The sequence below is a fragment of the Sphingomonas hengshuiensis genome, from assembly GCF_000935025.1.
Taxonomy (GTDB): Bacteria; Pseudomonadota; Alphaproteobacteria; order Sphingomonadales; family Sphingomonadaceae; genus Sphingomonas; species Sphingomonas hengshuiensis.
Genome location: NZ_CP010836.1, coordinates 2791292 through 2814306, shown reverse-complemented (window position 1 = coordinate 2814306; position 23015 = coordinate 2791292). Strand labels below are relative to the sequence as shown.

The 23015-nt window shown below is 68.8% G+C and carries 13 protein-coding genes; 6 read left to right on the top strand and 7 right to left on the bottom strand.

What is annotated here, in order from left to right; translation table 11 throughout:
- Window positions 1-5: 5 nt before the first annotated feature.
- On the bottom strand, window positions 6-2273 hold the full coding sequence (locus TS85_RS12400) for a glycoside hydrolase family 3 protein (protein ID WP_044332538.1): 2268 nt from the start codon (window positions 2271-2273) through the stop codon (window positions 6-8).
- A gap of 145 nt (window positions 2274-2418) precedes the next feature.
- Here TS85_RS12400 and TS85_RS12395 point away from each other — a divergent pair, with 145 nt between their 5' ends.
- Window positions 2419-2631: a CstA-like transporter-associated (seleno)protein gene (locus tag TS85_RS12395; protein ID WP_044332537.1), complete on the top strand. Its 213-nt coding sequence runs from the start codon at window positions 2419-2421 to the stop codon at window positions 2629-2631.
- A gap of 10 nt (window positions 2632-2641) precedes the next feature.
- Here the strand turns inward: TS85_RS12395 and TS85_RS12390 are convergent, their stop codons facing one another.
- Window positions 2642-3283, bottom strand: a complete 642-nt coding sequence (locus TS85_RS12390; RefSeq protein ID WP_044332536.1) for a response regulator transcription factor — start codon at window positions 3281-3283, stop codon at window positions 2642-2644.
- A complete protein-coding gene (locus TS85_RS12385) occupies window positions 3280-6666 on the bottom strand; it encodes a hybrid sensor histidine kinase/response regulator (protein ID WP_044332534.1) in 3387 nt (1128 codons plus the stop codon). Before TS85_RS12385 ends, TS85_RS12390 begins: the two co-directional genes overlap by 4 nt.
- A 204-nt stretch (window positions 6667-6870) precedes the next feature.
- Between TS85_RS12385 and TS85_RS12380 the strand changes: the two genes are divergently transcribed.
- From TS85_RS12380 to TS85_RS12370, 3 genes are all read left to right on the top strand, one after another.
- Entirely contained in the window at window positions 6871-8859 is a 1989-nt protein-coding gene (locus TS85_RS12380) for a carbon starvation CstA family protein (RefSeq protein ID WP_227698467.1), read from the top strand.
- A 37-nt stretch (window positions 8860-8896) separates the two neighbouring features.
- Complete coding sequence (locus tag TS85_RS12375) at window positions 8897-10591, top strand: FAD-dependent oxidoreductase (protein WP_052507884.1); 1695 nt, start codon at window positions 8897-8899, stop codon at window positions 10589-10591.
- Between the two features lie 312 nt (window positions 10592-10903).
- Window positions 10904-11734, top strand: a complete 831-nt coding sequence (locus tag TS85_RS12370; protein WP_044336221.1) for an alpha/beta fold hydrolase — start codon at window positions 10904-10906, stop codon at window positions 11732-11734.
- 199 nt (window positions 11735-11933) lie between these two features.
- Here the strand turns inward: TS85_RS12370 and TS85_RS12365 are convergent, their stop codons facing one another.
- Complete coding sequence (locus tag TS85_RS12365; protein ID WP_077228837.1) at window positions 11934-12389, bottom strand: Lrp/AsnC family transcriptional regulator; 456 nt, start codon at window positions 12387-12389, stop codon at window positions 11934-11936.
- Window positions 12390-12501: 112 nt separating this feature from the next.
- On the opposite strand from TS85_RS12365, the gene phhA reads away from it, so the two are divergent.
- The gene (gene phhA / locus TS85_RS12360; protein WP_044332527.1) at window positions 12502-13371 is read left to right on the top strand and encodes a phenylalanine 4-monooxygenase; all 870 of its coding nucleotides are present in this window, start codon (window positions 12502-12504) and stop codon (window positions 13369-13371) included.
- 42 nt (window positions 13372-13413) lie between these two features.
- On the opposite strand, the gene TS85_RS12355 is transcribed toward phhA, so the two are convergent.
- Window positions 13414-15012, bottom strand: a complete 1599-nt coding sequence (locus TS85_RS12355) for a family 43 glycosylhydrolase (RefSeq protein ID WP_044336220.1) — start codon at window positions 15010-15012, stop codon at window positions 13414-13416.
- 287 nt (window positions 15013-15299) lie between these two features.
- Here TS85_RS12355 and pelA point away from each other — a divergent pair, with 287 nt between their 5' ends.
- A complete protein-coding gene (gene pelA, locus TS85_RS12350; protein ID WP_173426229.1) occupies window positions 15300-16598 on the top strand; it encodes a pectate lyase in 1299 nt (432 codons plus the stop codon).
- On the opposite strand, the gene TS85_RS12345 is transcribed toward pelA, so the two are convergent.
- The gene (locus TS85_RS12345; RefSeq protein ID WP_044332525.1) at window positions 16592-18994 is read right to left on the bottom strand and encodes a hypothetical protein; all 2403 of its coding nucleotides are present in this window, start codon (window positions 18992-18994) and stop codon (window positions 16592-16594) included. The genes pelA and TS85_RS12345 overlap by 7 nt on opposite strands.
- A complete protein-coding gene (locus TS85_RS12340; protein WP_155006397.1) occupies window positions 18991-23004 on the bottom strand; it encodes a baseplate J/gp47 family protein in 4014 nt (1337 codons plus the stop codon). The genes TS85_RS12345 and TS85_RS12340 overlap by 4 nt, the downstream gene beginning before the upstream one ends.
- Between the last annotated feature and the right edge of the window lie 11 nt (window positions 23005-23015).

Genomic DNA, 23015 nt, shown 5'->3' with positions numbered 1-23015 from the left:
CCGCCTCAGCGGCGGGCGGGCAGTTCCCGCGCGGCGAGCGTCACGATCCGCTCCTGCGCGGGCGCCGCGCCCGCCGAAGCGGCAAGCTGGAAGCGATAACCGCCCGCCGCGATGCGCCACTTGCCGTCATCGTCCGCCATGGCGAGGAGGCGCGGATCGACGGTGATCGTGACCGTCCGCGACTGTCCCGGCGCCAGCGCGACAGTTGTCCATCCCGCCAGACGCCGCGGTGCCTCCCAGCCGCCCGAAACGGGGCCGGCATAGAGCTGCGGCACCGCCACGCCGGCGCGGGCGCCGGTATTGCGCACGGTGACGCGCGCGGTGACGGTGCCCTGCGCCACGCGCAGGTCGAGGCGGTCGAACGCGAAGCGCGTGTAGCTGAGGCCATGGCCGAAGGCGAAGAGCGGCTTGGCCCCCGTCGCTTCGAACCAGCGATAGCCCACCGCCGCGCCTTCGCGATAGTCGACGTCGAAGGGCAGCTGCTTGCCGTCGCGCTCGGGGGGCACGTCCAGCGCCGGTCGCGGCAGTTGCGCGACGCTGGCGGGGAAGCTGATCGGGAGGCGGCCCGAGGGATTGGCCGCGCCGGTCAGCAGCCGCGCGATCGCCTGCCCGCCCGAGGTGCCGGGATACCAGGCCTCCAGGATCGCCGCGACCTTGCCCTGCCACGGCATCAGGATCGGCCCGCCGGTCTGGAGGACCACGGCGGTCCGCGGATTGGCGGACGCGACCGCCGCGATCAGCGCATCCTGATCGCCGTCGAGCGCGAGCGGAACGTCGCGCGATTCGGTGGCCCATTGGGTCGCGACGACGATGACGATGTCGCTTTCGCGCGCGGCGGCTACGGCTGCGGCCGGGTCGCTTCCGTCGAGATAGCGGATCGTCGCGGACGGCATCGCGCGGCGCAGCTCGGCAAGCGGCGAGGAGGGGAAATAGATCACCGGCCCAGGCCAGCCCCTGGGCTCGAGGTTCGGCACCGCGTTGCCGCCGATCGGAAAGACGCGCGACGATCCCCCGCCCGACAGCACCGCCCTGTCGGCATGGCCGCCGATCATCAGGATGCGCTTCGTCGCCGGTGCGATCGGCAGCAGTCCGTCATTGGTCAGCAGCACCGCGCCGCGCTCCGCCGCCACGCGGCTGACCTCGGCATGCGCCGCGAAGTCGATGGTCGCGGGTTCCACCGCAACGGGGCGGTCGAACAGCCCGGTGGCGAACATCGCGGTCAGGATGCGGCGTACCATCGTGTCGAGCGCCGCTTCAGGAAGCTGCCCGCTTGCTAGCGCCGCCCGGAGTGGTGCCCCGAAGAACGGCGCGCGATCGAAGCTGTGCGCGGATTGCTGGTCGAGCCCCGCCGCGATCGACTGCACCGTGGAATGCACCGCTCCCCAGTCGGACAGTACAAAGCCGCGATACCCCCAGTCGCGGCGCAGCACGTCGGTCAGCAGCCATGCGTTCTCGCACGACGGGGTGCCGTTGAAGCGATTATAGGCGCACATCACGGCGCCCGGCTGGCCGCGCTCGATCGCGATCTGGAACGCGAGCAGGTCGGACATGCGGGCGGCGCCCTTGGCGATGTTCGAGCTGACGATTTCGCGCCCGCTTTCCTGCGCGTTGATGGCGTAATGCTTGATCGTCGAGAGCACCGATTGCGACTGGACGCCGCGAATCTGTTCGCCGACCAGCACGCCGGAGAGCAGCGGGTCCTCGCTCGCATATTCGAAATTGCGCCCGCCGCGCGGATCGCGGACCAGGTTGATGCCCCCGGCGAGGAGGATGTTGAACCCCGACCGGCGCGCCTCGTCGGCGATCATCGCGCCGCCGGCATAGGAAAGCCCGAGGTCCCAGCTCGCCGCCTGGGCCAGCCCGGAGGGGAGGGCGGTGCGCTCCATCAATTGGGTAGCGCCGCCGACCGAGCCGACGCCGAGCCCGGCATTGGTCTGCCACTGCGCCGGGATGCCCAGCCGCGCGATGCCGGGGACATAGCCCGCCGATCCAGGCCGCCCGCCCGCCGCGACGGGATCGTCGGGCGCCTCGTTACCGCGCGAGGGGAAATAGCCGAAGATCAGCGTGAGCTTCTCGTCGCGCGTCATCGCGGACAGCGCGCGCTCGGCACGCTCGGCGGCGGGCAGGGCAGGGTCGCTCCAGGGCCAGCGCTGCGGCTGCGCGGTCGTGCTGACGGAGCGGGCGGCGGGCGCGGTGCAGCCGGTGGTGAGGGCCGCAAGACCCGCGATTGCTACGAGGCTGGCGCGCACGGCAGAAGGGCGGGTAAACTTCATCGTGGCGACATCCTCGTATCTAGCCTGCGCGTCGGGCGACGCGCGGCCTTGTGGCGCCCCCGATGGCAAATCGGGGGGCGCTGCCCACCCCTACTTTTGTATCGCGGGTTGCGCAGGCCGCTGAAACCGGGGCAATATCCCCGGCATGTCGGAGAACCACCCCACCAAGCCTCGCAGTCGTTTGCGGGGCGGCGTCGCGCGGATCGCGCGGGGGTTCGCGATCATCCTCGGCGCGGGGGATTATGACGCGCATCTGCGCCACGCCGCGGCTCATGGATGTACGCCCTTGAGCCGGCAGGCATTTCAGGCGCGGCGGTTCGAGCGCCGCTATGCCCGCTCCGCGCATCGCTGCTGCTGAGCGCACCCGGTCATTCGGGCGGGGACCAATGGCCGCGCGCGATCGCCTGTCCCGCCAGCATCGCCGCCTGTGTCCGCGACACGACGTTGAGCTTGCGCAATATGGTGGAGACATGGACCTTCACGGTCTGCTCTGAAATCGCCAGGTCATTGGCGATCTGCTTGTTGAGCTTGCCCGCCATCACCAGCGCGAGGATGCGCAACTGCTGGCCGGTCAGCTGGGCGAGCCCGGCGAGCAGCCGCTCCTCCTCGGCATCGGTCTCGCCAAGCTCGGGCCACCAGCGCTCGCCGTCGAGCACCAGCCCGATGATCCGCACCAGTTCGGCCATGCTCGACATTTTGGGGATATAGCCCGCGACGCCGACGGCAATCGCGCGGCGGATCACGCCGGGATCGGTCTCCGCGCTCAGGATCACGAACGGCGTCGTCGGATAGTCGCTCAGCAGCCGGATCGCGCCCGACAGCCCGGAGGAGTCGGGCAGATCGAGGTCGAGCAGGACCAGGTCGATTTCGGGGTCGCCGGCCAGCGCGGCGGCCGCCCCGGCGATGGTTTCGCATTCGGTCAAATGGAGCCCGCCGATCGACGCCTCCAGCGCGTGCTTGACCGCGCTGCGGACCATCGGGTGATCGTCTGCGATGAGGATGCGAGTCATTCGGCACGCTCCGCATCGAGGATCACGCGCCGCAACGCCGCGGGCTTGACCGGCTTGTACAACAGCAGCGCGTGGGCCGCGCGGACCCGCTCGGCAATCGCGGCGCTGCGGTCGGCAGTCAGGAACGCGATGCGCAGCGTGCGTCCCCAGCGCGCATTCGCCTGCGCCACGAAATCAAACCCGGTCCGGTCGTCGTCGAGATGATAGTCGACCAGCAGCAGGTCGGGCGGCGCATCGGGGAGAGTGGTGCCGTCCGAAACGGTCACGCGGTGGCCCCATCGCTCGATCAGCGCGACCATGCCGCTGCGAATCCGTGCGTCGTCGTCGACTACGAGGATGTCGAGCGTCCGCGTCGTCTCGCCGGGGCGTGAGGCGCGCTCTGGGGACGGGACGCGCTGCTCCCGCGCCAGCGCGACAGTGATGTGGAACAGCGATCCGCGTCCGGGCTGCGACCGCAGGCCGATCGGGTGCCCGAGCAGGCGCGCGGTGCGCTCGACGATCGCGAGCCCCAGGCCCAGCCCCGGCGTGGCGCCGCCGCCGGGGGGACGTATCCGGTAGAATTCGCGAAAGATCGCGTCATGCTGGTCGGCGGGGATGCCCGTGCCGGTATCCCATATCTCGATCCGGACGCTGTCCCCCCGCCGCCGCCAGCCGAGCAGCACGCCGCCGCGCTCGGTATGGCGCACCGCATTGGACAGCAGGTTCTGCAACAGCCGGCGCAGCAATTGCGGATCGCTTTCGACGACCAGCGGGCATGCGCGCGCGCGGAAGGCGAGGCCCTTGTCGCTCGCCAGCATCCGGAATTCATTCTCCAGCGGTTCGAGGATGTCGGACAGGCGGAACGGGCGCACCTTGGGATGGATCGCGCCGCCGTCGAATGCCGAAATGTCCATCAGCGCCTCGATCAGCGCCTCGGCGGCGCTCAGCGCGTCGCCGGCATTGGCGGCGAGTTCGGCGGTCTCGCGCGCAGTGCCGCTGCGCGCCGGGCGAAGCTCTTCCGCGATCGCCGACACGAACAGCCGGGCGGCGTTGAGCGGTTGCAACAGGTCGTGGCTCGCCGCGGCGATGAACTGGCTCTTGCCGGCATTGGCGCGCTCGGCCTCGCTCTTTGCCGCCTGCAGCTGCCGCGTGCGCTGCGCGACGCGCTCCTCGAGCCCCTCGTTCGCCGCACGCAGCCGCTCCGCCGCGCGGTGCCGCTCGGTCACGTCGGTGTAGGTGGAGACATAGCCCTGGTCGCCGATGCGGTCATAGGTGATTTCCAGCACGGTTCCGTCCGGACGCTTGCGCTCGTAGATATAGGGCCAACGCTGCCGCGCGAGGTCGCGGTTGATCACCAATGCAGGAATATCGTGTCCGGAATATTCCTCGCGCGACAGGTTGAACGAAATAACCTCGGCCAGTGGCATCCCTACCCGCAGGAGGTCGGACGGAAATGCCAGCACTTCGCAGAAGCGGCGGTTCCACGCGGTGATCCGCAACTCATTGTCGAACGCACAAATCCCCTGGCGCACCCCGTCGAGCGTACCTTGCAACAGCTGGTAGTTCAGCCGGAGCACCTCCGAGGCGGTCTCCAGCGCGCGGCGGGCGCCCTCGTCGAACGGCTGGTCGCGGCGCAGCGCCGCCGTCATGACCACGCGTGCCGAGGGCGTGCCGATCGCGCCGGCGAGCAGATTTTCCGTGAAGTCGATCGCCCGGCTGTCCACCGGATGGTCGAGCGCGCGATTGCCATTCTGTGCGGCAAGCTGGCGGAAGCCGCGCTCCGTTGCGTCCGCGCCGATGAACCGTACCGCAAGCGCCTTTAGGTCGGCGAGCGTCTCGACTGCCGGCGCCGGGCTGGCAAAGCCGTCGGCCTGCCTTGCGCTCCGGTGCCGCGAAAAGGCGTAGAGCAGCGCGAGGTTGGCGGCGAGGCTGAGCACTGTCGCCGCAGTGATCGGGTCGCTTTCGCCGAGCCCCGGGAGCAGCGGCGGCAGCAAACTGGTGCTGATCGTGCGCGGAAGCAGGAGCATCCAGGCCCAGATCGTCAGCCCGCCGACGATCCCGGCGACCGCGGCGGGCATGTGCGGGCGCGAGGAATAGATGCCCACGATCACCGCGGGCCCGAACTGCGCGGTCGCCACGAACGACACCAGCCCGATCTCGGTAAGCGGATAGCCGCTGACCACCAGCCGGTGCATCGCGAAGGCGAGCAGCATGATGATCGCCACGGCGACGCGCCGCACCCGCAACAAGGTGGCGGACACGTCCTCGCCGCCCAGATCGTCTTTCCTGCGGCGCAGGATGACGGGCATGATGACGTCGTTGCACAGCATCGTTGCGAGCGACAGCGTCGCCACGATCGTCATCCCCGTCGCGGCCGACAGCCCGCCGAAAAAGGCCAGCGCGGCGATCGTCGGCGAGTCGAACGCGATGGGCAGCGCAATGACGAAGCTGTCCGGCGCCACCCCGTCGCCGAACGTCAGCAGCCCGGCCAGCGCGATCGGCACCATGAACAGGCTGAGGATGCCGAGATAGGCGGGAAAGAAGATACGCGCGGCATTGAGGTCGCTCGATCGCTCGCTCTCGACCACCACCACCTGGAAAAGATGGGGCATGCAGATCAGCGCCAGCCCGGCAATCAGCGTCTGGCCATACCATCCGGGAAGCGCAAAATTGGGGGCGAGGATGCGCGTCGCGTCGTCGGGGATGCGCGCGATCGCCTGGCCCAATATGTCGCCCGGCCCATCGAAAAAGCCGAAGACGATGAACATGCCGACGATGACGAACGCGAGCAGCTTGATCACGCCTTCCATCGCGACGGCGAGCATCAGCCCGCGATGGCGTTCGCTGGAATGGCTGTAGCGCACCCCGAACGTCACCACGAAGATCGCCATCAATATCGCCGAGGCGAACGACGTATCGCGCCAGATCGGCGCATCGGCAGGCGTTTTCAGCCCGGTCACGATGTCGAACGTGACCGCCAGCGCCTTTAGCTGGAGCGCGATATAGGGCAGCACCGCGGCGAGGCTGCACAGCGTAACGACCGCGGCGAGCAACTGGCTCTTGCCATAGCGGGCGGCGAGAAGGTCGGAGAGCGACGTCGCGTTCTGCGCCTTGGCGATCGCGACCAGCCGGCGCAGCAGGGGCTGGCAGAATACCAGCACGAGCACCGGGCCGATATAGATCGGCAGGAAGGTCCACCCCGCCGACGTGGCGCGGCCGACCGATCCGTAGAAGCTCCAGCTGGTGTTATAGACGGTGAGCGTCAGGCAATAGACCGGAGTCGCAAACCAGCGCGAACGCCATAGCCGGTCGATCGTGCCCGAACGCACGTCCCCAAGCCACGCAATGACGAACAACAGCGTGACGTACAGCAACGTGACGCTGATGACGGTGATCGCAGTCAACCTGGTTTCGCTCCCCCCAATCGGCGGCTTTACCGCTCTGTCGTCAATAGGATAGGCGGTTGCAGAAGCAACGTCGACGGACCTTAAGTAGGGGGTTCCACCCCTGCACGCGCTTTGCCATGAGGCGCGACGGGCAGCCGATCGAGATTGAAGCCGGGAGAGAAGATGCGGGGCGTAGCTGCGCGAAAAGGGTATAGTGCCGCGATGATCGTCGTCCTCGCGGGCGCGGTTGCGCTGGCATTCGGCGTCGTCGCGACTGCCGGCGGCGAGCGCGTCAATGCGCTGTGGCTGCTGACCGCGGCGAGTTGCGTCTACATCCTCGCCTATCGCTTCTATGGCCGGTTCATCGCACGCCGCGTGCTCCGGATCGATGCGTCGCGGCCCACCCCGGCGGTGCGCCATGCCGATGGGCTGGATTACGTGCCCACCGACCGCTTCATGACCTTCGGCCATCATTTCGCGGCGATTGCGGGTGCCGGGCCGCTGGTCGGGCCAGTGCTGGCGGCGCAGCTCGGCTATCTGCCCGGCGCGTTGTGGATTCTCGTCGGCGTCGTCGTCGCGGGGGCGGTGCAGGACATGGTCGTGCTGTTCCTGTCGACGCGCCGCGACGGATTGTCGCTCGGGCGGATCGCGCGCGACGAATTGGGCGCGACCGCGGGAACCGTCATCTCGCTCGGCCTGCTGCTGATCATGATCATCCTGCTGGCGGTGCTGGCGCTGGTCGTGGTCAAGGCGCTGGCGGAGAGCCCCTGGGGCACGTTCACCGTGTTCGCGACGATGCCGATCGCGGTGCTGATGGGGCTATATGGCCGCTATTTCCGCCCCGGGCGCCCGCTGGAGATCGCGCTGCTGGGCGCGGCGCTGCTGATCCTCTCGGTGATTGGCGGGGGCCATATCGCGCAGGACGCCGCGCTGGCGGCGTGGTTCACCTTCGACGCGCCGACGCTGGCGCTGCTGCTGATCGGCTATGGCATCATCGCCTCGCTGCTGCCGGTGTGGCTGCTGCTCGCGCCGCGCGATTATCTGTCGAGCTTCCTGAAGCTCGGCACGATCGGGCTGCTGGCGATCGGGCTGATCGTCACCGCGCCGCTGCTCCAGATGCCGCCGGTCAGCCGCTTCATCGACGGCACCGGGCCGGTGTTCGCGGGCAATGTCTTCCCCTTCCTGTTCATCACCATCGCGTGCGGCGCGGTGTCGGGCTTCCACGCGCTGATCGCGTCGGGCACGACGCCCAAGATCATCGCGAGCGAGGCCGATATCCCGCTGGTCGGCTTTGGCGGGATGCTGGCTGAATCCTTCGTCGCGATGATGGCGCTGATCGCCGCGACGATCCTCCAGCCGGGACTGTATTTCGCGATCAACAGCCCCGCCGCGCTGATCGGCAGCGACGCGGCGACCGCCGCCGCGACGATCACGCAATGGGGCTATGCGATCGATGCCGATGCGCTGGTCCAGGCGGCAAAGGCGGTGGGCGAGCATACTCTGCTGTCGCGCACCGGCGGCGCGCCGACGCTGGCGGTCGGCATGTCCGAAATCCTGTCGTCGATGGGCGGCCCCGAATCGATGAAGGCGTTCTGGTATCATTTCGCGATCCTGTTCGAGGCGCTGTTCATCCTGACGACGGTCGATGCCGGCACCCGCGTCGCGCGCTTCATGATCCAGGATTTCGGGGGCACGATTGCGCCGTGGTTCGGCGAGACCAACCGCTTCGCCCCCAGCGCGCTGGCGACGGGGATCGCGGCGGGGGCCTGGGGCTATTTGCTGTATCAGGGATCGATCGACCCGCTCGGCGGGATCAATTCGCTGTGGCCGTTGTTCGGCATTGCCAACCAGATGCTGGCGGCGATCGCGCTGCTGACCTGCACCGTCGCGCTCGTGCGTTCCGCCCGCCGCGCTTATTGGTGGGTGACGGGCGTCCCCGCGCTGGCGCTGACCGTCATCACGTTGGTCGCTGGTGCGACGAAGCTGTTCGCGAGCGATCCCCGCGTCGGCTTCCTGGCGCATGCGCATTCGCTGGCAGGCGCCCCCGCGACCGCGGCGACCCGGCAGCTGATCCGCAGCGACTATACCAATGCGACGCTGACGGCGGTGCTGATCGCAGTCGTGCTGGTCGCGGCGGGCGCGTCGGCGCTTGCGGTCTGGCGCGCGATCGGACGCGCGTCCACTCTCGAATTCGGGCCGGCGACCGCTTGAGGCGTCCTGGCTTTCCCTGCGTGGAGGATAGTATTTCATGAAGACTCCAGCCCGTCGCCGGAACCGCCTCCTCCCCATCGCCGCGATCGTCGCGCTTGCGGCCGCGTCCTGCACCGCAGGCAGCACCCCGCCGCAGCGCGTGGCCGCGGCGGGAAGCGACCTCGTAATCTATGGCTGCACCTCGGCGGGGGTGATCGCCGCGATCACCGCGCGCGAGCATGGCAAGTCGGTCACTTTGCTGTGCCAGCGCGACTATGTCGGCGGGATGACGACCAACGGGCTCGGCTATTCCGATACCGGCAATCACGGCGTCATCGGCGGGCTCTCGCTGGAATTCTACAAGCGGCTCAAGCAGCATTATGACCAGCCCGCGGCGTGGAAGCACGGCGCCGATCGCGCCGCGCAGCAGCCCGGCTTCGTCGCCGATGGGGCGCAGTGGATCTTCGAGCCCAGCGCCGCCGAGGCGGTGTATGATTCATGGCTCGCCAGCGCGGGCGTGACGCCGGTCTTCGACAGCCTGATCGATCGCGGCCCCGGCGGCGTCGAAAAGGCGGGCGACCGGATCGTCTCGATCCGCACCATGGGCGGCAAGCGCTATGCCGGACGCATGTTCATCGACGCGACCTATGAGGGCGACCTGATGGCGGCGGCGGGGGTGGGCTACACCACGGGCCGCGAGTCCAACCAGACCTATGGCGAGACGCTGAACGGGGTCCAGCTCGCCAAGACCACGAGCCACCAGTTCGAGGCGGATGTCGATCCCTATCGGATTCCCGGACGGCCCGAGAGCGGGCTGCTGCCCTATGTCTCGGGCGAGCGACCCCAGCCCGACGGCACCGGCGATGACAAGATCCAGGCCTATACCTATCGCCTGTGCCTGACCGACGTCGCCGCGAACCGCGCGCCGCTCCCGCGCCCTGCCGATTATGACGCGGGCGACTATCAGCTGCTGGCGCGCTATCTCGCCAAGGGCTTCAACGAAGTGTTCCGCAAGTTCGACCGCGTCCCCAACGGCAAGACCGACGTCAATAACTGGGGGGCGTTCTCGTTCGACGGGATCGGGCTGAACCATGCCTATCCCGAGGCGAGCTATGCCGAACGCGATGCGATATTGGCGAAGCATGTCCGCTATCAGCAGGGTCTGTTGTGGTTCCTGGGCCATGATCCACAGGTGCCCGCAGCGGTGCGCACCGAAATGTCGCGCTGGGGGCTGTGCAAGGACGAATTCGTCCGCAACGGCAACTGGCCGCGCGAAATCTATGTTCGCGAAGGGCGCCGGATGGCGTCCGATTTCGTGATGGCCGAGCCCCATCTGCGCGGCAAGAGCCCGACGCCGGAGCCGGTCGGGATGGGATCGTACAACATGGACTCGCACAATGTGCAGCGCATCGTCGATGCGCGCGGCTTTGCCCGCAACGAAGGCAATATCGAAGTGAACCCGGGCGACGCCTATCCGATCAGCTATCGCGCGATCGTGCCGAAGCGGGCGGAGGCATCCAACCTGCTCGTGCCGGTGGCATTGTCGGCGTCGCACATCGCCTATGGCTCGATCCGGATGGAGCCGGTGTTCATGATCCTCGGCCAGTCCGCCGCGACTGCCGCCGCGCTCGCGATCGACGCGCGCGTGGCGGTGCAGGACGTCGACTATGCGGCGCTGCGCAAGGATCTGCTCGCGCATGGCCAGACGCTCGAAAAGCCGGCGCGCGCGCTGGAGCGGCGGATGGACAATTAGCGCGAGCGTCGCTGAGGGCTAGGCCCTCTAATACCATGCGATAGGTTGCCCATCCTAGCGGCTGATGGTCGCGGCGTCGGCGGCGGTGCAATCCCCGCGTCAGGATTGGCGGCGCCCGGTTGGGGCGTGCCGGCCAGCCAGACGACTGGGAGGCACGCGAACATGACCGATATCGCCCGAACGGGTGCTGCATTCCCCGACCTCAATCGACGCGAGCTGATGGCGGGCTTTGCCGCCGCTGGCGCGTTGATCCCCCTGGCCGGAACGGCGCGCGCCGCCGGCTTCCAGAACCCCCCGCACGGAGACAAGCGCATGGCGACCATCAAGACGAGCGACGGCACCGAGATTTTCTACAAGGACTGGGGCCCCAAGACCGCCCAGCCGATCGTGTTCCACCATGGCTGGCCGCTGACCGCCGACGATTGGGACACGCAGATGATGTTCTTCCTCGCCAACGGCTTTCGCGTGATCGCGCATGACCGCCGCGGGCATGGCCGCTCGACCCAGACCGACACCGGCAACGAGATGGATACCTATGCCGCCGACGTCGCGGCGCTGACCGACCATCTCGACCTCAAGGGCGCCGTGCATATCGGCCATTCGACCGGCGGCGGTGAAGTCGCACGCTATGTCGCCCGCGCCAAGCCGGGTCGCGTCGCCAAGGCTGTCCTCGTCGCTGCGGTGCCGCCGATCATGGTCAAGACCGCCAGCAACCCCGGCGGACTGCCGATGGAGGTGTTCGACGGCATCCGCACCCAGGTCGCGACCAACCGCGCGCAATTCTTCCTCGACCTGCCGACCGGCCCGTTTTACGGCTTCAACCGCGACGGCGCGAAGGTGCTGCCCGGCGTGATCCAGAATTGGTGGCGCCAGGGGATGATGGGCGGCGCGAAGGCGCATTATGATTGCGTCGCCGCGTTCGCGCAGACCGACTTCACCGAGGACCTCAAGCAGATCAAGGTGCCGACGCTGGTGATGCACGGCGACGACGACCAGATCGTGCCCTATCAGGATGCCGGTGTCCTGTCGGCCAAGCTGGTCAAGGGCGCCGAGCTCAAGATCTACAAGGGCTATCCGCATGGGATGCTGACCACGCATGCCGATGTGCTGAACCCCGATCTGCTGGCGTTCATCCGCGCCTGATCGCGGCCTTTTCGGGCGGTTCCCTCTCGGGGGGGAGGGCTATCGCGAATACACTGTCGTCACCCTCACCCTTCCCACCGCCTTCGGCGGCGGGCCCCTTCCCTCTCCCAACGGGAGAGGGAGGGAGCGCCAAAGGCGCGGAAGGGTGAGGGTGACGCGATTTCAAAAGCGATTGCCCTGCCCCTAAGGGGGAGCCGCCTCAGCCGATCGGGATCGCCGTGGTGTGCTTCACCTGCGCGAGCGCGAAATGCGACGATGCCGCCCCGACCGAGGGGTGTTCGAGCAGCGTCCCCATCAGGAAGCGCTCATAATCGGCGACGTCGGCGGCGACGACGCGGAGCAGATAGTCCCAGTCCCCCGACATCGAATAGCAATCGAGGATTTCGGGGCGCGAGCGCACAAATGCCTCGAAGCTGGCGCGGACCTCGCGGGTGTGGCTGCGCACGCGCAGGTTGCACAACACATTGACGCCGCGTCCGACCGCCGCCGGATCGACCAGCCGCACCGTGGCTTGCAGCACCCCCGCCGCCTCCAGTGCCTTGACCCGGCGCCAGCAGGAAGCGGCCGAAGCGCCGACGCGCTCGGCCAGGTCGGCATGGCTGAGTCCGCCATCGATCTGAAGCTCGGCGAGGATACGGCGGTCGATGGCATCGATCCGGTGCAAATGCTTCTTCCTTTGCAATATGACGAAGCAAACGTTTCACAGAAACGCCTATACGCGCGAGCTCTGAAAAGCAATCGCGCGGCGTTCGTGCGATAAACGTCCCATGGAAAACCCCGATATCCTTCCCCCTGCCGGGGCCGCACCAGACTGGACGATTCCGCAGGACTGGGCGCGCTACACCCCGGACGAACACGCGATGTGGGACCGGCTGTTCGCGCGTCAGGCCAAGATGCTCCCCGGTCGCGCCGCGCCCGAATATCTCGAGGGGCTCGAGATGCTGCGCATGTCGCGCCCGGGCATCCCCAATTTCGACGAACTGTCCGAACGGCTGATGCAGGCGACCGGCTGGCAAGTCGTGGCGGTGCCTGGGTTGGTGCCTGAGGCGGTGTTCTTCGATCACCTCGCCAATCGCCGCTTCGTCGCGGGGCGCTTCATCCGCACGCCCGACCAGCTCGATTATCTGGAGGAGCCCGATATCTTCCACGACGTGTTCGGCCATGTTCCGCTGCTCGCGAACCCGGTATTCGCCGACTATATGCAGGCCTATGGCCAGGGCGGACAGCGCGCGGCGGGGCTGGGCGCGATCGACAATCTGGCGCGGCTCTATTGGTACACCGTCGAATTCGGGCTGATCCGCAGCGATGCGGGCCTGCGCATCTATGGCGCGGGGATCGTGTCCTCCTATGGCGAGTCGGTGTTCGCGCTCGACGACCCCTCGCCCAACCGGCTGGGCTTCGACCTACAGCGGCTGATGCGCACCAAATACCGGATCGACGATTACCAGCAGAACTACTTCGTGATCGACAGCTTCGACCAACTGCTCCGCCAGACGCTCGATACCGATTTCGGACCGCTCTACGACAAAATCCAGGCGCTGCCCGAGATCGAGATCGAGACGATCCTGCCCAGCGACACCGTCTATACAAGCGGCACCCAGGCGTACGCGCGGGCCAAGGAGGCGCAGGCGATCTGACACACTCCGTGCCACGGAATGGCACGGAGCTTGTCGCTCGGGCTAAAGCGCCCGGAACCGGAAGTTGCGGAAGCGCGCGGCGCCGCTTCCCGCCGAATACAGGCCGGGACGGAGCATCAGGAAGCCGCCGCGGACATTATGGTGGTAGCCCGACACCTCCATCCCACGATCGAACCGCTTCCACGTCGCGCCGCCGTCACCGCTGGTGTGATAGGAGACGATGTGGCGGTTGTTGGTCACGCGCATCTTCATCCGCGTGCCATGCGGGTTCGCAGGGCGACCGCGTTCGATGCCATATTGGTGTGTGACGAAGCGGTCCTTGTCGAAGCCCAGCCCGCAATAGAGCTTGTCGTCGTAGAACAGCAGCAGCCCGGCGGTGCCGCCCGCGTCGATCTCGATATCGCATTCGAACTGATAGGCAGGGTCGCCCGCGATCAGCAGCAGCGGCGACGAACTGCTGGGCGCGGTGCCCCGCGCCTGGAGCACCAATGCGCCGTCGCGGACGGCGGCGCGGCTGGTCTCGTCGGGGGCGGGGCGGAAGAAATTCCACTTGCTGCCCAGTTCCAGCGTGCGGAAATCGTCCGACAGCGCCTGTCCATGCGGCAGCGCGACGCCGCCGCGGGGCTTGGCGATCGGCTGTGACAGGTCGCCGCCCTTCATCCGCAGCCACCCGTCGGCGGTCCATTCGATCGGGTCCATCAGCGCCTGGCGGCCCAGCGTCCAGAACCCGTTCTCATAGCCGTGATAGATCGCCCACCAGCTGCCGTCGGGGGCCTCGACCAGCGAGGCATGGCCGCGCGACCACCATTTCTCGTCGTTGCTGACGGTGCGGACCAGCGGATTGGCGGGGCAATTCTCCCAGGGTCCATGGATCGATCGCGATCGGGCGGCGATCACCATATGGCCGGTGGGCGGGCCGGCGGTGCCGCCTACTGCCGTGATCATGTAGAACCAGCCGCCATGGCGATGGATCTTGGGGCCTTCGGGGGCGAAGCCCTCCACGTCCCAATCCTCGGGATAATGCCAGGGATCATAGACATGCTCGACCGTCCCCGCCAGCGACAGTCCGTCGTCGGACAGCCGGACGCGATTGCCCCCCGAAAGGAACAGGCAGCGTGAACCGTCCTCGCCCACCGCATGGCACGGATCGATATGGTTGGGCAGCTTGAGGTCGATCGGCTCGCTCCACGGCCCATCGATGTGATCGGACCAGATGACGAAGATCGAATTGGGGCTCGCCTTGACGGGGATGTAGAGGAAATAGCGGCCCTTGTGCTTCTCCAGGCTGACGGCCCAGACCGAGCCGATATTCTTCGTCAGCGCAGCCTTGCGCGGTTGCCAGTTCACCAGATCCTTCGAATGCCAGATGGTCAGGCCGGGATAGGATTCGAAGCTGGAGAAGGTCATGTAATAATCGTTGCCGTCCTTCAGGATGGCGGGATCGGGGCGGTCGCCGGCGAGCAGCGGGTTGAGGAAGCGGCCATCGCCCAGATCGGCGATGCGCTGGTTGTCGAGCCCGCGCTTCCACTGCGGCACGGGCTTCGCCTGCGCGGGAGCCGCGGCGGCGTCGCCGGGGCGGAGCATCGCCGCCGCCGTGCCTGCAAGCGCGGCTCCGAATGCGTCGCGACGGGTTATGTCCATATGCTTGCTGCCTGTCATTGGGGGGGCGGGTCAGGGCCGCGCGGGACAAAGGCGGGCAGTGGACGCGCAACAACCAGTCATCCTTCCCTCCCTTCTGCACGTTGTACCGCGCCGGTTTGCGGCGTCGCCGGAGCCATTGACACCGGTTGCATAAGCCTATCGTATCGTCTGGAGGCTCGCAAGCGGGTGCGCTGAAGAATCGAAGCAATTCGAAACTTCATCTGCGTGTTTGCTTTCGATTCGGGCTGATGAACCGGCGGGACAGCCGGGGGTGAGGAGAGTGTAGGATGTATTTCATTGCTGCGTTGGGGCTGATGCTCGCCGCGCCTGCCGCGCCGGATGCGGGCGAAGTCATTGGCCACATGACCCCCGCCGAACCGATCACCGAGGCGCGGATCGCCCGCCTGCCCGAGGGCCAGCGCGCGGCGTGGCGCGCTTATCTGGAGCGATCCCAGGCGGCGATGCGCGCCGACAAGGCCGCGTTGCGTGCGGAACGCGCTGCGCTGACCGGGCCTGTGCCGGAGCGCGCCCATGACGGGAAGACTGCGGGGATGCCGCTGGACCGCGCACCCGAATGGTATGCCAGCGAAGCCGCGCTGCGCGTGGCGCGCAACATCGTCAGTTTCCAGACGCCCGCAGGCGGTTGGGGCAAGAATGTCAACCGCGACGCGCCCCCGCGCGCGCCCGGCGAAGGCTATGTCGCCGGGCTGGACCCATCGGGCAAGGCGGGCGGGCCGCGCGCGATCGACGATGACGGGTGGAGCTATGTCGGGACGATCGACAATGACGCGACCACCACCGAATTGCGCTTCCTCGCGCGGGTGCAGGCGCAGTTTCCGGGCGCGGCGGGCGACGGCTATCGCGCGGCGTTCGAGAAAGGCGTGCGCTATCTGCTCGCCGCGCAATTCCCCAATGGCGGCTGGCCGCAAGTCTATCCGTTGCAGGGCGGCTATCACGACGCGTTGACCTTCAACGACGGCGCGGTCGCCGATGTCGCGACGCTGATGCTGTCGGTGGCGGCGCGCGCGGGCGATTATGGCTTCGTCGCGGCCGCGCTGGCCGAGGCGGCGCGCGTCTCCGCCGAGCGTGCCTGCGCAGTGATCGTGCAGACGCAGGTGCGTATCGGCGGCAAGCCGACGATCTGGGGGCAGCAGCATGATGCGCTGACGCTCGCCCCGGCGGGCGCGCGCAATTTCGAGCCGATCGCGGTGTCGAGCGGGGAGAGCGCCGGGCTGTTGCTCTTCCTGATGCGGCTGAAGGACCCGTCGCCCGGTGTTGTGGCGGCCGTGCGCGATGGCGTCGCATGGCTCGACGCGCATGCGCTGCACGATGTGGCATGGGTGGTCGATCCGGCACGCGGCGGGCGGCGGCTGGTGGCGCAGCCGGGCGCCGCGCCGCTATGGCCGCGCTATTACGAGATACCGACGGCGCGGGCGATCTTCGGCGATCGCGACCGCAGCATCCATGATAGCGTCGACGAGATCAGCGAAGAGCGCCGCAACGGCTATGCCTGGTTCGTGACCGAGCCGCGCAAGGCGATCGAGGCCTATGCCAAATGGAGCGCGAAGCACGCATCGCCTCAATGAGGCGCCCCTTCGGTCGGGCAATGCCGGTCCAGAAACGCGGCGAGCAGCGCGCTGGTCTTGGCGCGCCGGGCCGGGGCGGCGTCGCGCAATGCCTCGACCCATGCCCCGTGCAGCACGTCGAAGTGCCGCATCGCGCGCGGATGCAGGAACACCATGTCGACCATGACATGCGCGGGCATATTGGCGCGGACGATCGCGCGCGTCTGCTGGCGCCAGCCCGTGTCGCCGTCCTTCTCGCCTGCGGGCAGGACCGCGCTGATCCGGAAGCTGAAGCGATGCCCGGCGGGCGTGGCCTCACCGTCGCGCGGCGGATGCGCATCGGCATAGCGGAGCAAGACCCATTCGACGAGCGTTAGCCGCGAAATGCCCCCGGCGGCGTGGAGCAGCCGCCGGGTCAGCGCCACCGCCTGTGCCGCATCGGCCAGTTCGCCGATCACCCAGCAGCGCTCCTCCAGATCCTGGCATAGCAGGATGACCGGCCCGCCGCCCGCGAGCGCCCCCATGCGATAGCGCGTGCGATCGGCCAGCGCAGGCAGCAGCGCCGCCGCGACTCGGTGCCCGGCCAGCGGGGAGGGGTGTTCGTCGGGTGACGCACCCGGTGCCTCAGTGTGGACGGGCAGGAAAGTCTGCGCGGCGGCGGCACTCAGTTCGGGGGGCAGCAGCCGCCCGAAGCTCGCCTCAGCCGGGTCGGCGACTGCCTGTGCGCCGTCGCGACGGCGGTTGGCGGTGAGCAATGCCAGTTCGATGCGGCAGCGTATGGCGAGCCGGTGCTCGTCGTAGCGGCGGTGCGTGTCGAACCCGCGTCCGCGATCGCGCGTCGCGGGCACCATCTTCGCGAGCAGCGCGCGCTTGGCTGCGACCAGCGCCGCGCCGGGCGGGGCGATGCTCTCGCCGCATGCGGCGTCGGCGGGCGGCAGGATGCGCTCGGCATAGAGCGACAGCAGCAGGTCGAGCACGGCGTTCTGCCGCGCGATCACGGGATCGTGCGCGGCGACCAATGCCTCGAGCCGCTGCTCATAGTCCGGATCGATCAGGGGCGCGACGTCGGGCACGATCCCGCGCAGCGACTGGACCGCATAGGTCTTGTCGCCGCCCACCCCTTGCGAAAACAGGTCGCGGACGAAGGCGAGTTGCGCGAAGAAATCGGCCATGAGCTGGTCGAACACCATCAGATAGCCCTTGAGCTGGCGCGCCTGCGCCACCCGCTCGACGGAGGCGCCGCCGGGCAGGCCATAGCTGCCAATGCCGTACACCGCCGGAAATTGCTGCTGGACCGACTGATAGGCGGCCAGGTCGATGCGCCGCCCGACCGGCGGGGGATAGTCGCGGGCATAGTCCTTCCACAGGTCGTAGGTCCGGCGCTGCTCCGCCCAGGCGCGCGCCAGCAGCCGCCGGACTTGCGCCGGGCGTTCGGGGCAGCGCGCGGCGCCGTGGCGCAGCTGGACGGTGTCGCCTGCGCTCGCAGCCTCGGCGTCGAGCCACAGTACATGCCCGGCGGGAACGTGGATCGTGTCGCCGGGGCCATAGCACTGCGCGCCCGCCGCGACCTCCAGCCGCGTCACCGCCAGCACGCCGGGAACTTCCGCCATCACTACCAGCAGATATTCGACCGGGATCGCGGCGGGGAAGCGCGTGAGCTGATCGTCAGCGATGAACCCGCGGAGCATAAACGGGCCCTCGAATATCTCGGCAGTGGTCTGCCCGCGCGCGCGCAACGCATCCAGCGACGTCCGCCGCGGTTCGGGAGCGAGCGCGAGGCCGATCCGGAACAGGATGTCGGCGAGCACCACGTCGGGGTCGGCATGGTCGTCGAGCTGGACCTCGGCAAAAATGCGCGTGCGGATCGGGCGCAGTACCGTGACGTGGCGCAGATCCTCGCAATATGCCCGATGCGCGGCATAGCATCGCTCGACGGCGCACCGGACATGGTCCGGATCGGGGCCGTGATCCTCGCATCCCGGATCGAAGCCGGGGACGAGCACGGCGATGCGGTACAGCCCGGCGACGCCGTCCGCTTCCTCGGGAGCAAGGGTGTCGACCCAGGCATTGCCGATTTCCGGCACGCGATCGACGATAAGCCGCCGTATATCGCCGATCGTCACCGGGTTCACCGGCAGGATCGCGCGCGCCGGGTACAGCCCCTGCCGGCGCAACTGGACCCGCCCGGTTGTGGGATCGCCCAAGATGTCGGCGACCGGAAATCCGGCGCGATAAGACAGCTCGGTCAGCGCATAGCAAAGCTGCTGAAGGATGGTGACGCCCGGATCGGACCAGTTATAGTTGGTCCAGACCAGCCCCGACAGCCGCTGGACGAGCGCCGTTCCCTGCGCGAGCAGCGCGGCATAATCGTCGGCGATCGGATCGGTCGCGGGCAGCGCCGCTGCGTCGGCGATCACGGTGCGTGGCCGATGGCGGGCGTGAGCGGGCGAGCGCGGGCGGCCTGTTGTGTCTTGCCGCGGATGTCATGCGCGGTCGCCGAGGTGCAATAATGCCAGCCCTGCGGCACGATTCCCTCCGCAGGCGTCACCTGGAGCTTCAGGATCGCGCGGACATAGGGGCGGTTGCGGATGAAATGCGCGATTTCGCGCGTCGTGTAATAATCCGGCGGGCGCGGCCCCAGCGTGGGCGTCGGCCAGGGCGAGAGAAACCGGATCAACTCGTCCTCCAGCCGCGCGGCATAGGCCTCGGCGGAATCGGCATCGGCGAAGATCAGCTCGGCGGCGACGCGCAGCCGCAAATAGGGCGGGTTGGTGACGTGGAGGCGGATGAAGGGGCTGATCCGCGCCACCAGATAGGCATGGATCGCGTCGAGCATCTGCGCGTCGCTCGACGGGATCGTCGGATCGACGATTGCGGGCGTCTCCGGGCCGGGGACCGGGACGATCCAGACATGGCCGGGGGCGGGTGCCACCCCGCCACGGCTCGCGGGAACGACCGCGACCTGCCACAGCGATGGGAACGCCGCGAGCGTCAGCGTGGCATAGTCCCAATCCTGGATACCGCGATCCTTGTGCCGCAGCCGTTCGGCAAGCCACCCGGCAAAGGCCTTGCCCGCGAGCAACGGCGCGCCGCCCGTCGAGGGCAAGGGCTGGTCGACCGAGCCGAGACCGGCGATCGGCGACACTGGCCGGGTGATCCTGCCGGGCGTCAGCGGCGTACCCAGCTCGGCGCCGCCCCCCGGCCCGACCCACTCCGCCATCGCGGCATTGGTGACGAGCGTGGCGAGATCGGGGAACGCGGCGACGGCGCCCGCCACATCGGCGCGTAGCCAGGGGGCGTCGCCGTCCTCGTCGCTGCCGGGATCGATGTGCAGCGTGACGATCCCCGAATTGCGCAGGTCGTTGGTTGTATCGCGCAGCGGCGTGAGCGGTGCCCAGCCCCCGGCGCCCCGCGCCTGCGCCCAGCCCACGCGCGGCGTGTCCTCGGGCCAGCCCTGCACCGGCGGGGCGAGGCGGAAGAGCAGGGTCAGGTCCTCCGCAGGATCGGAGAGCTGGATGAACAGCGATCCCGCCAATGGGATCGGCGCGAGCAGCGGGCAGGCGCCGGCGGTCCAGCGCGCAGCCTCGACCGCGTCGAACGGCAGGAGGTGGAACAGTACCGCCTCGACCGGCGCCCCGTCCGCCACCGGCGCGGCGGCGCGGGCGGTATAGTCGATCGCCAGCCGGGTCGCCTGGGGTTGCCAGGGCTGGTTGGGGAAGCCGAGGATGTTCGCCTTCTCCAGGCATTTGCGCACGCAGGCGCTGGTATCCGATCCGGTCGCGGCGGCGATCGTGGCGGCGGCGCGATCGACCGTGCCGATCATCGCGTCGCGCGCGGCGGCGCTGCCCTCGGCGGTGGCGGCGTCGGCAGCGCTGCGGATTGCGGCGCCTGCGTCGGCGAAGGCGTGGGCGCGGGTAACAGCGGCGGCGCCTTCTGCCGAGATCGCGCCGCCATGCTCGGCCAGCCAGCCGCGCAAGGCGGCATTGCGCGCGGCGGGATCGGGCGTGCCCTGGATCAGCCCGAGCAGCCGCGGCGGCGCATATGCTGCCGCTTCCTGCGCTGCGGTCAGGCTGGCGCGCAGGTCAGCGGTGCTGCCGCCATGCGCCGCCAGCGCCTGTTCGATCGCCGCCGCAGCGGCATCGTCGAGCGTGGCGCCGCTACGCCGTGCAGCGCGCGCGACCCGGCGGCGCCAGCCATGGCCGAGCGGGCGGCGCGCGGCGGCGTTCACCTCCGCCAGGGGCGGGTCGGACGCGCCCGAATCTTCCGTGCCGCATTGCTGGGCACAGGCCGACGCGGTGGCGGTGAGACGTAGCGATGCCGCCATGACATTGGGCGCGTAGAGCACGTCGCCGAACGCGGTATCGGGCTCCGACAGCACCAGGTCGATCGTGCTGAGCGCGGGATCATAATAGGTCGGGGGCACCTGCGGCGCCACGGTCGCGGTGAACTGTATCGCGGGTTGCAGCGTGCCTTGGCGCGTGCTGGTGAACAGCTTATAGGGATCGGAGGACGGGGCGATGCTCCACCAGCCGGGGTTGGCGAGCGTCAGTCCGGCGCGGAAGCTGGCATCGTCATATTGGCTGCCGGGGGGCACGGTGCGTCCATCGGCGTCGACGACATAGGCCTGGTAATAGCCGCGAAAGCCGGTGGTGGTGACGGGCAGCCCGACCCAGTCGAACGACAGGGTGAAGGCGCTCACCGGCTTCACGAACAATTCGGGTGCGGCGATGCTGAACGTGGCGCCCTGGACCGGGGGTGAGCCGAACGGCGCGAAGGGCTGGCTGGGGTCCACTGCCCCGTTCGGGCTGGCGGCGGTCACGTCGGCAAGCCCGGTGACAACGACGTCGACTGAAAGCGCCTCCAGCACCATCGCGGTGACGATCGCATAGGGATAGACGATCGCCGCATCGGGCGCCGTGCCCAGCGCCACGGCGTCCTGGAGCAGGCGGGCGACCAGCACAGGCATTTCGCCCGGCATATCCTCCGGCGCCGATGCCGTGAGCGGTGCCGCATCCGGGCTGAGCGTGAAGGCGAGCGCGAACCGCGTATCCCCGGCGGTGATCGGCGTGACCTGATAGCCGCTCTCGACCGACGCCCAGTCGCCCGCGCTCGAATAGCGCAAGCCGAACGCGGCCTGGGTCAGCGCCGTGAAAACCGCCTCCGGGTCCATGTCGACGGTGTCGCCGATCGCGACGCAGCGCTCCCATGCCGCCGCGTGGCTCGCCGGGGTGAGCGTCAGCCCGAACGTGATCGTCCGCGTGCCGCCCGCCAGCAACAGGGTCGGGCTGGCAATCGCGAAGCCGAGCGAGGCGGGGGTGGTGGTGAGCGTGCCGTCGCTGCCAGGCGAGTCGGCGCCGAACAGCGGGAAGGGCGTGGCGATGCGCGGTGCGGTGTCGGCCAGGGTCACGATGCCGCTGAGCACCTGCGCGGGGAGTGCCGGGAGCGCGCCCGCCGCCGCGGTTTCGGTCACGCGCAGCGTGCGCAGCGCCGCGACCGACGCGGCATCGACCGACAGCGCGGTTTCGAGCGAATAGGCGATGCTTTCGCCATCGGCGTCCTTGCCCGCATCGAACCGGGTGCCGCGCGGCAATTCGACACGCGCGATGCCCTTTCCCGGCGTGAAGCACAGGCAGACGCGGTCGGGCTCGCCGGTGCGGCGGACCTGACGCAGCACGTCCTTGCGATAGAATTCGGCGAGCCGCGCGGGGAAGCGGTTGATCGTCGCCTGGGCGTGGCCGAACAGCGTGGCGAAGGCGTCGTACAGCCCCGATTGCGGGGGATGCCGCGCATCGGCGAGCGAGTCCTCGAACGCCGCCAGTGTCGCGGCGCGGCCCTGGCCCAGCGCGGTGACGAGCATCGCCGCAAGCGTGCCCGCATGGTCGGCGAAGCGCGGGAGCCAGTCGCCCCGGTCGCGCGCGATCGCATGGGCCAGGTCGTTGCCGCCCAGATGAAGCTGAAGCGCGCGCGCCGGGACAGCGAGCAGGTCGCGCCGGTCGGATCGCACCAGCGCCGACAGCGCGTGGTCGATTCCGTGGCCCCGGCTCTCTCCCCCCGTCGCCACCTCGGCAAGCCGCTCGATCGCCGCGAGCGCGCGCGTGGCGTGGCGGGTGGCGCCTTCGCCGGAGGTCGCGGCATCCAGATCGGCGAGCGTGCGATCGAATCCCGCCTGGATGTCGTCAAGGTCGAGCCCCAGTTGCACCGCCAGCGCGATGCTCGGGTCCTTGCGGAAGAATATCGACCAGTCGCCGTTCGGGCGATCGTACAGGTCGTAGAAGGTGATCAGCGTGCCATAATCGACCGCGAACGCCAGCAGCGCCGCAAGGCTGCGGCCATCGACCTGCACGCGGGCGGGCGACGGCGCAGCGAGCGCGCGATCGGCCTGGCTGATCGCCGGGTTGAGCGCGAGGATATCGTCCGGTGCCGCCACGCCATCCCCCT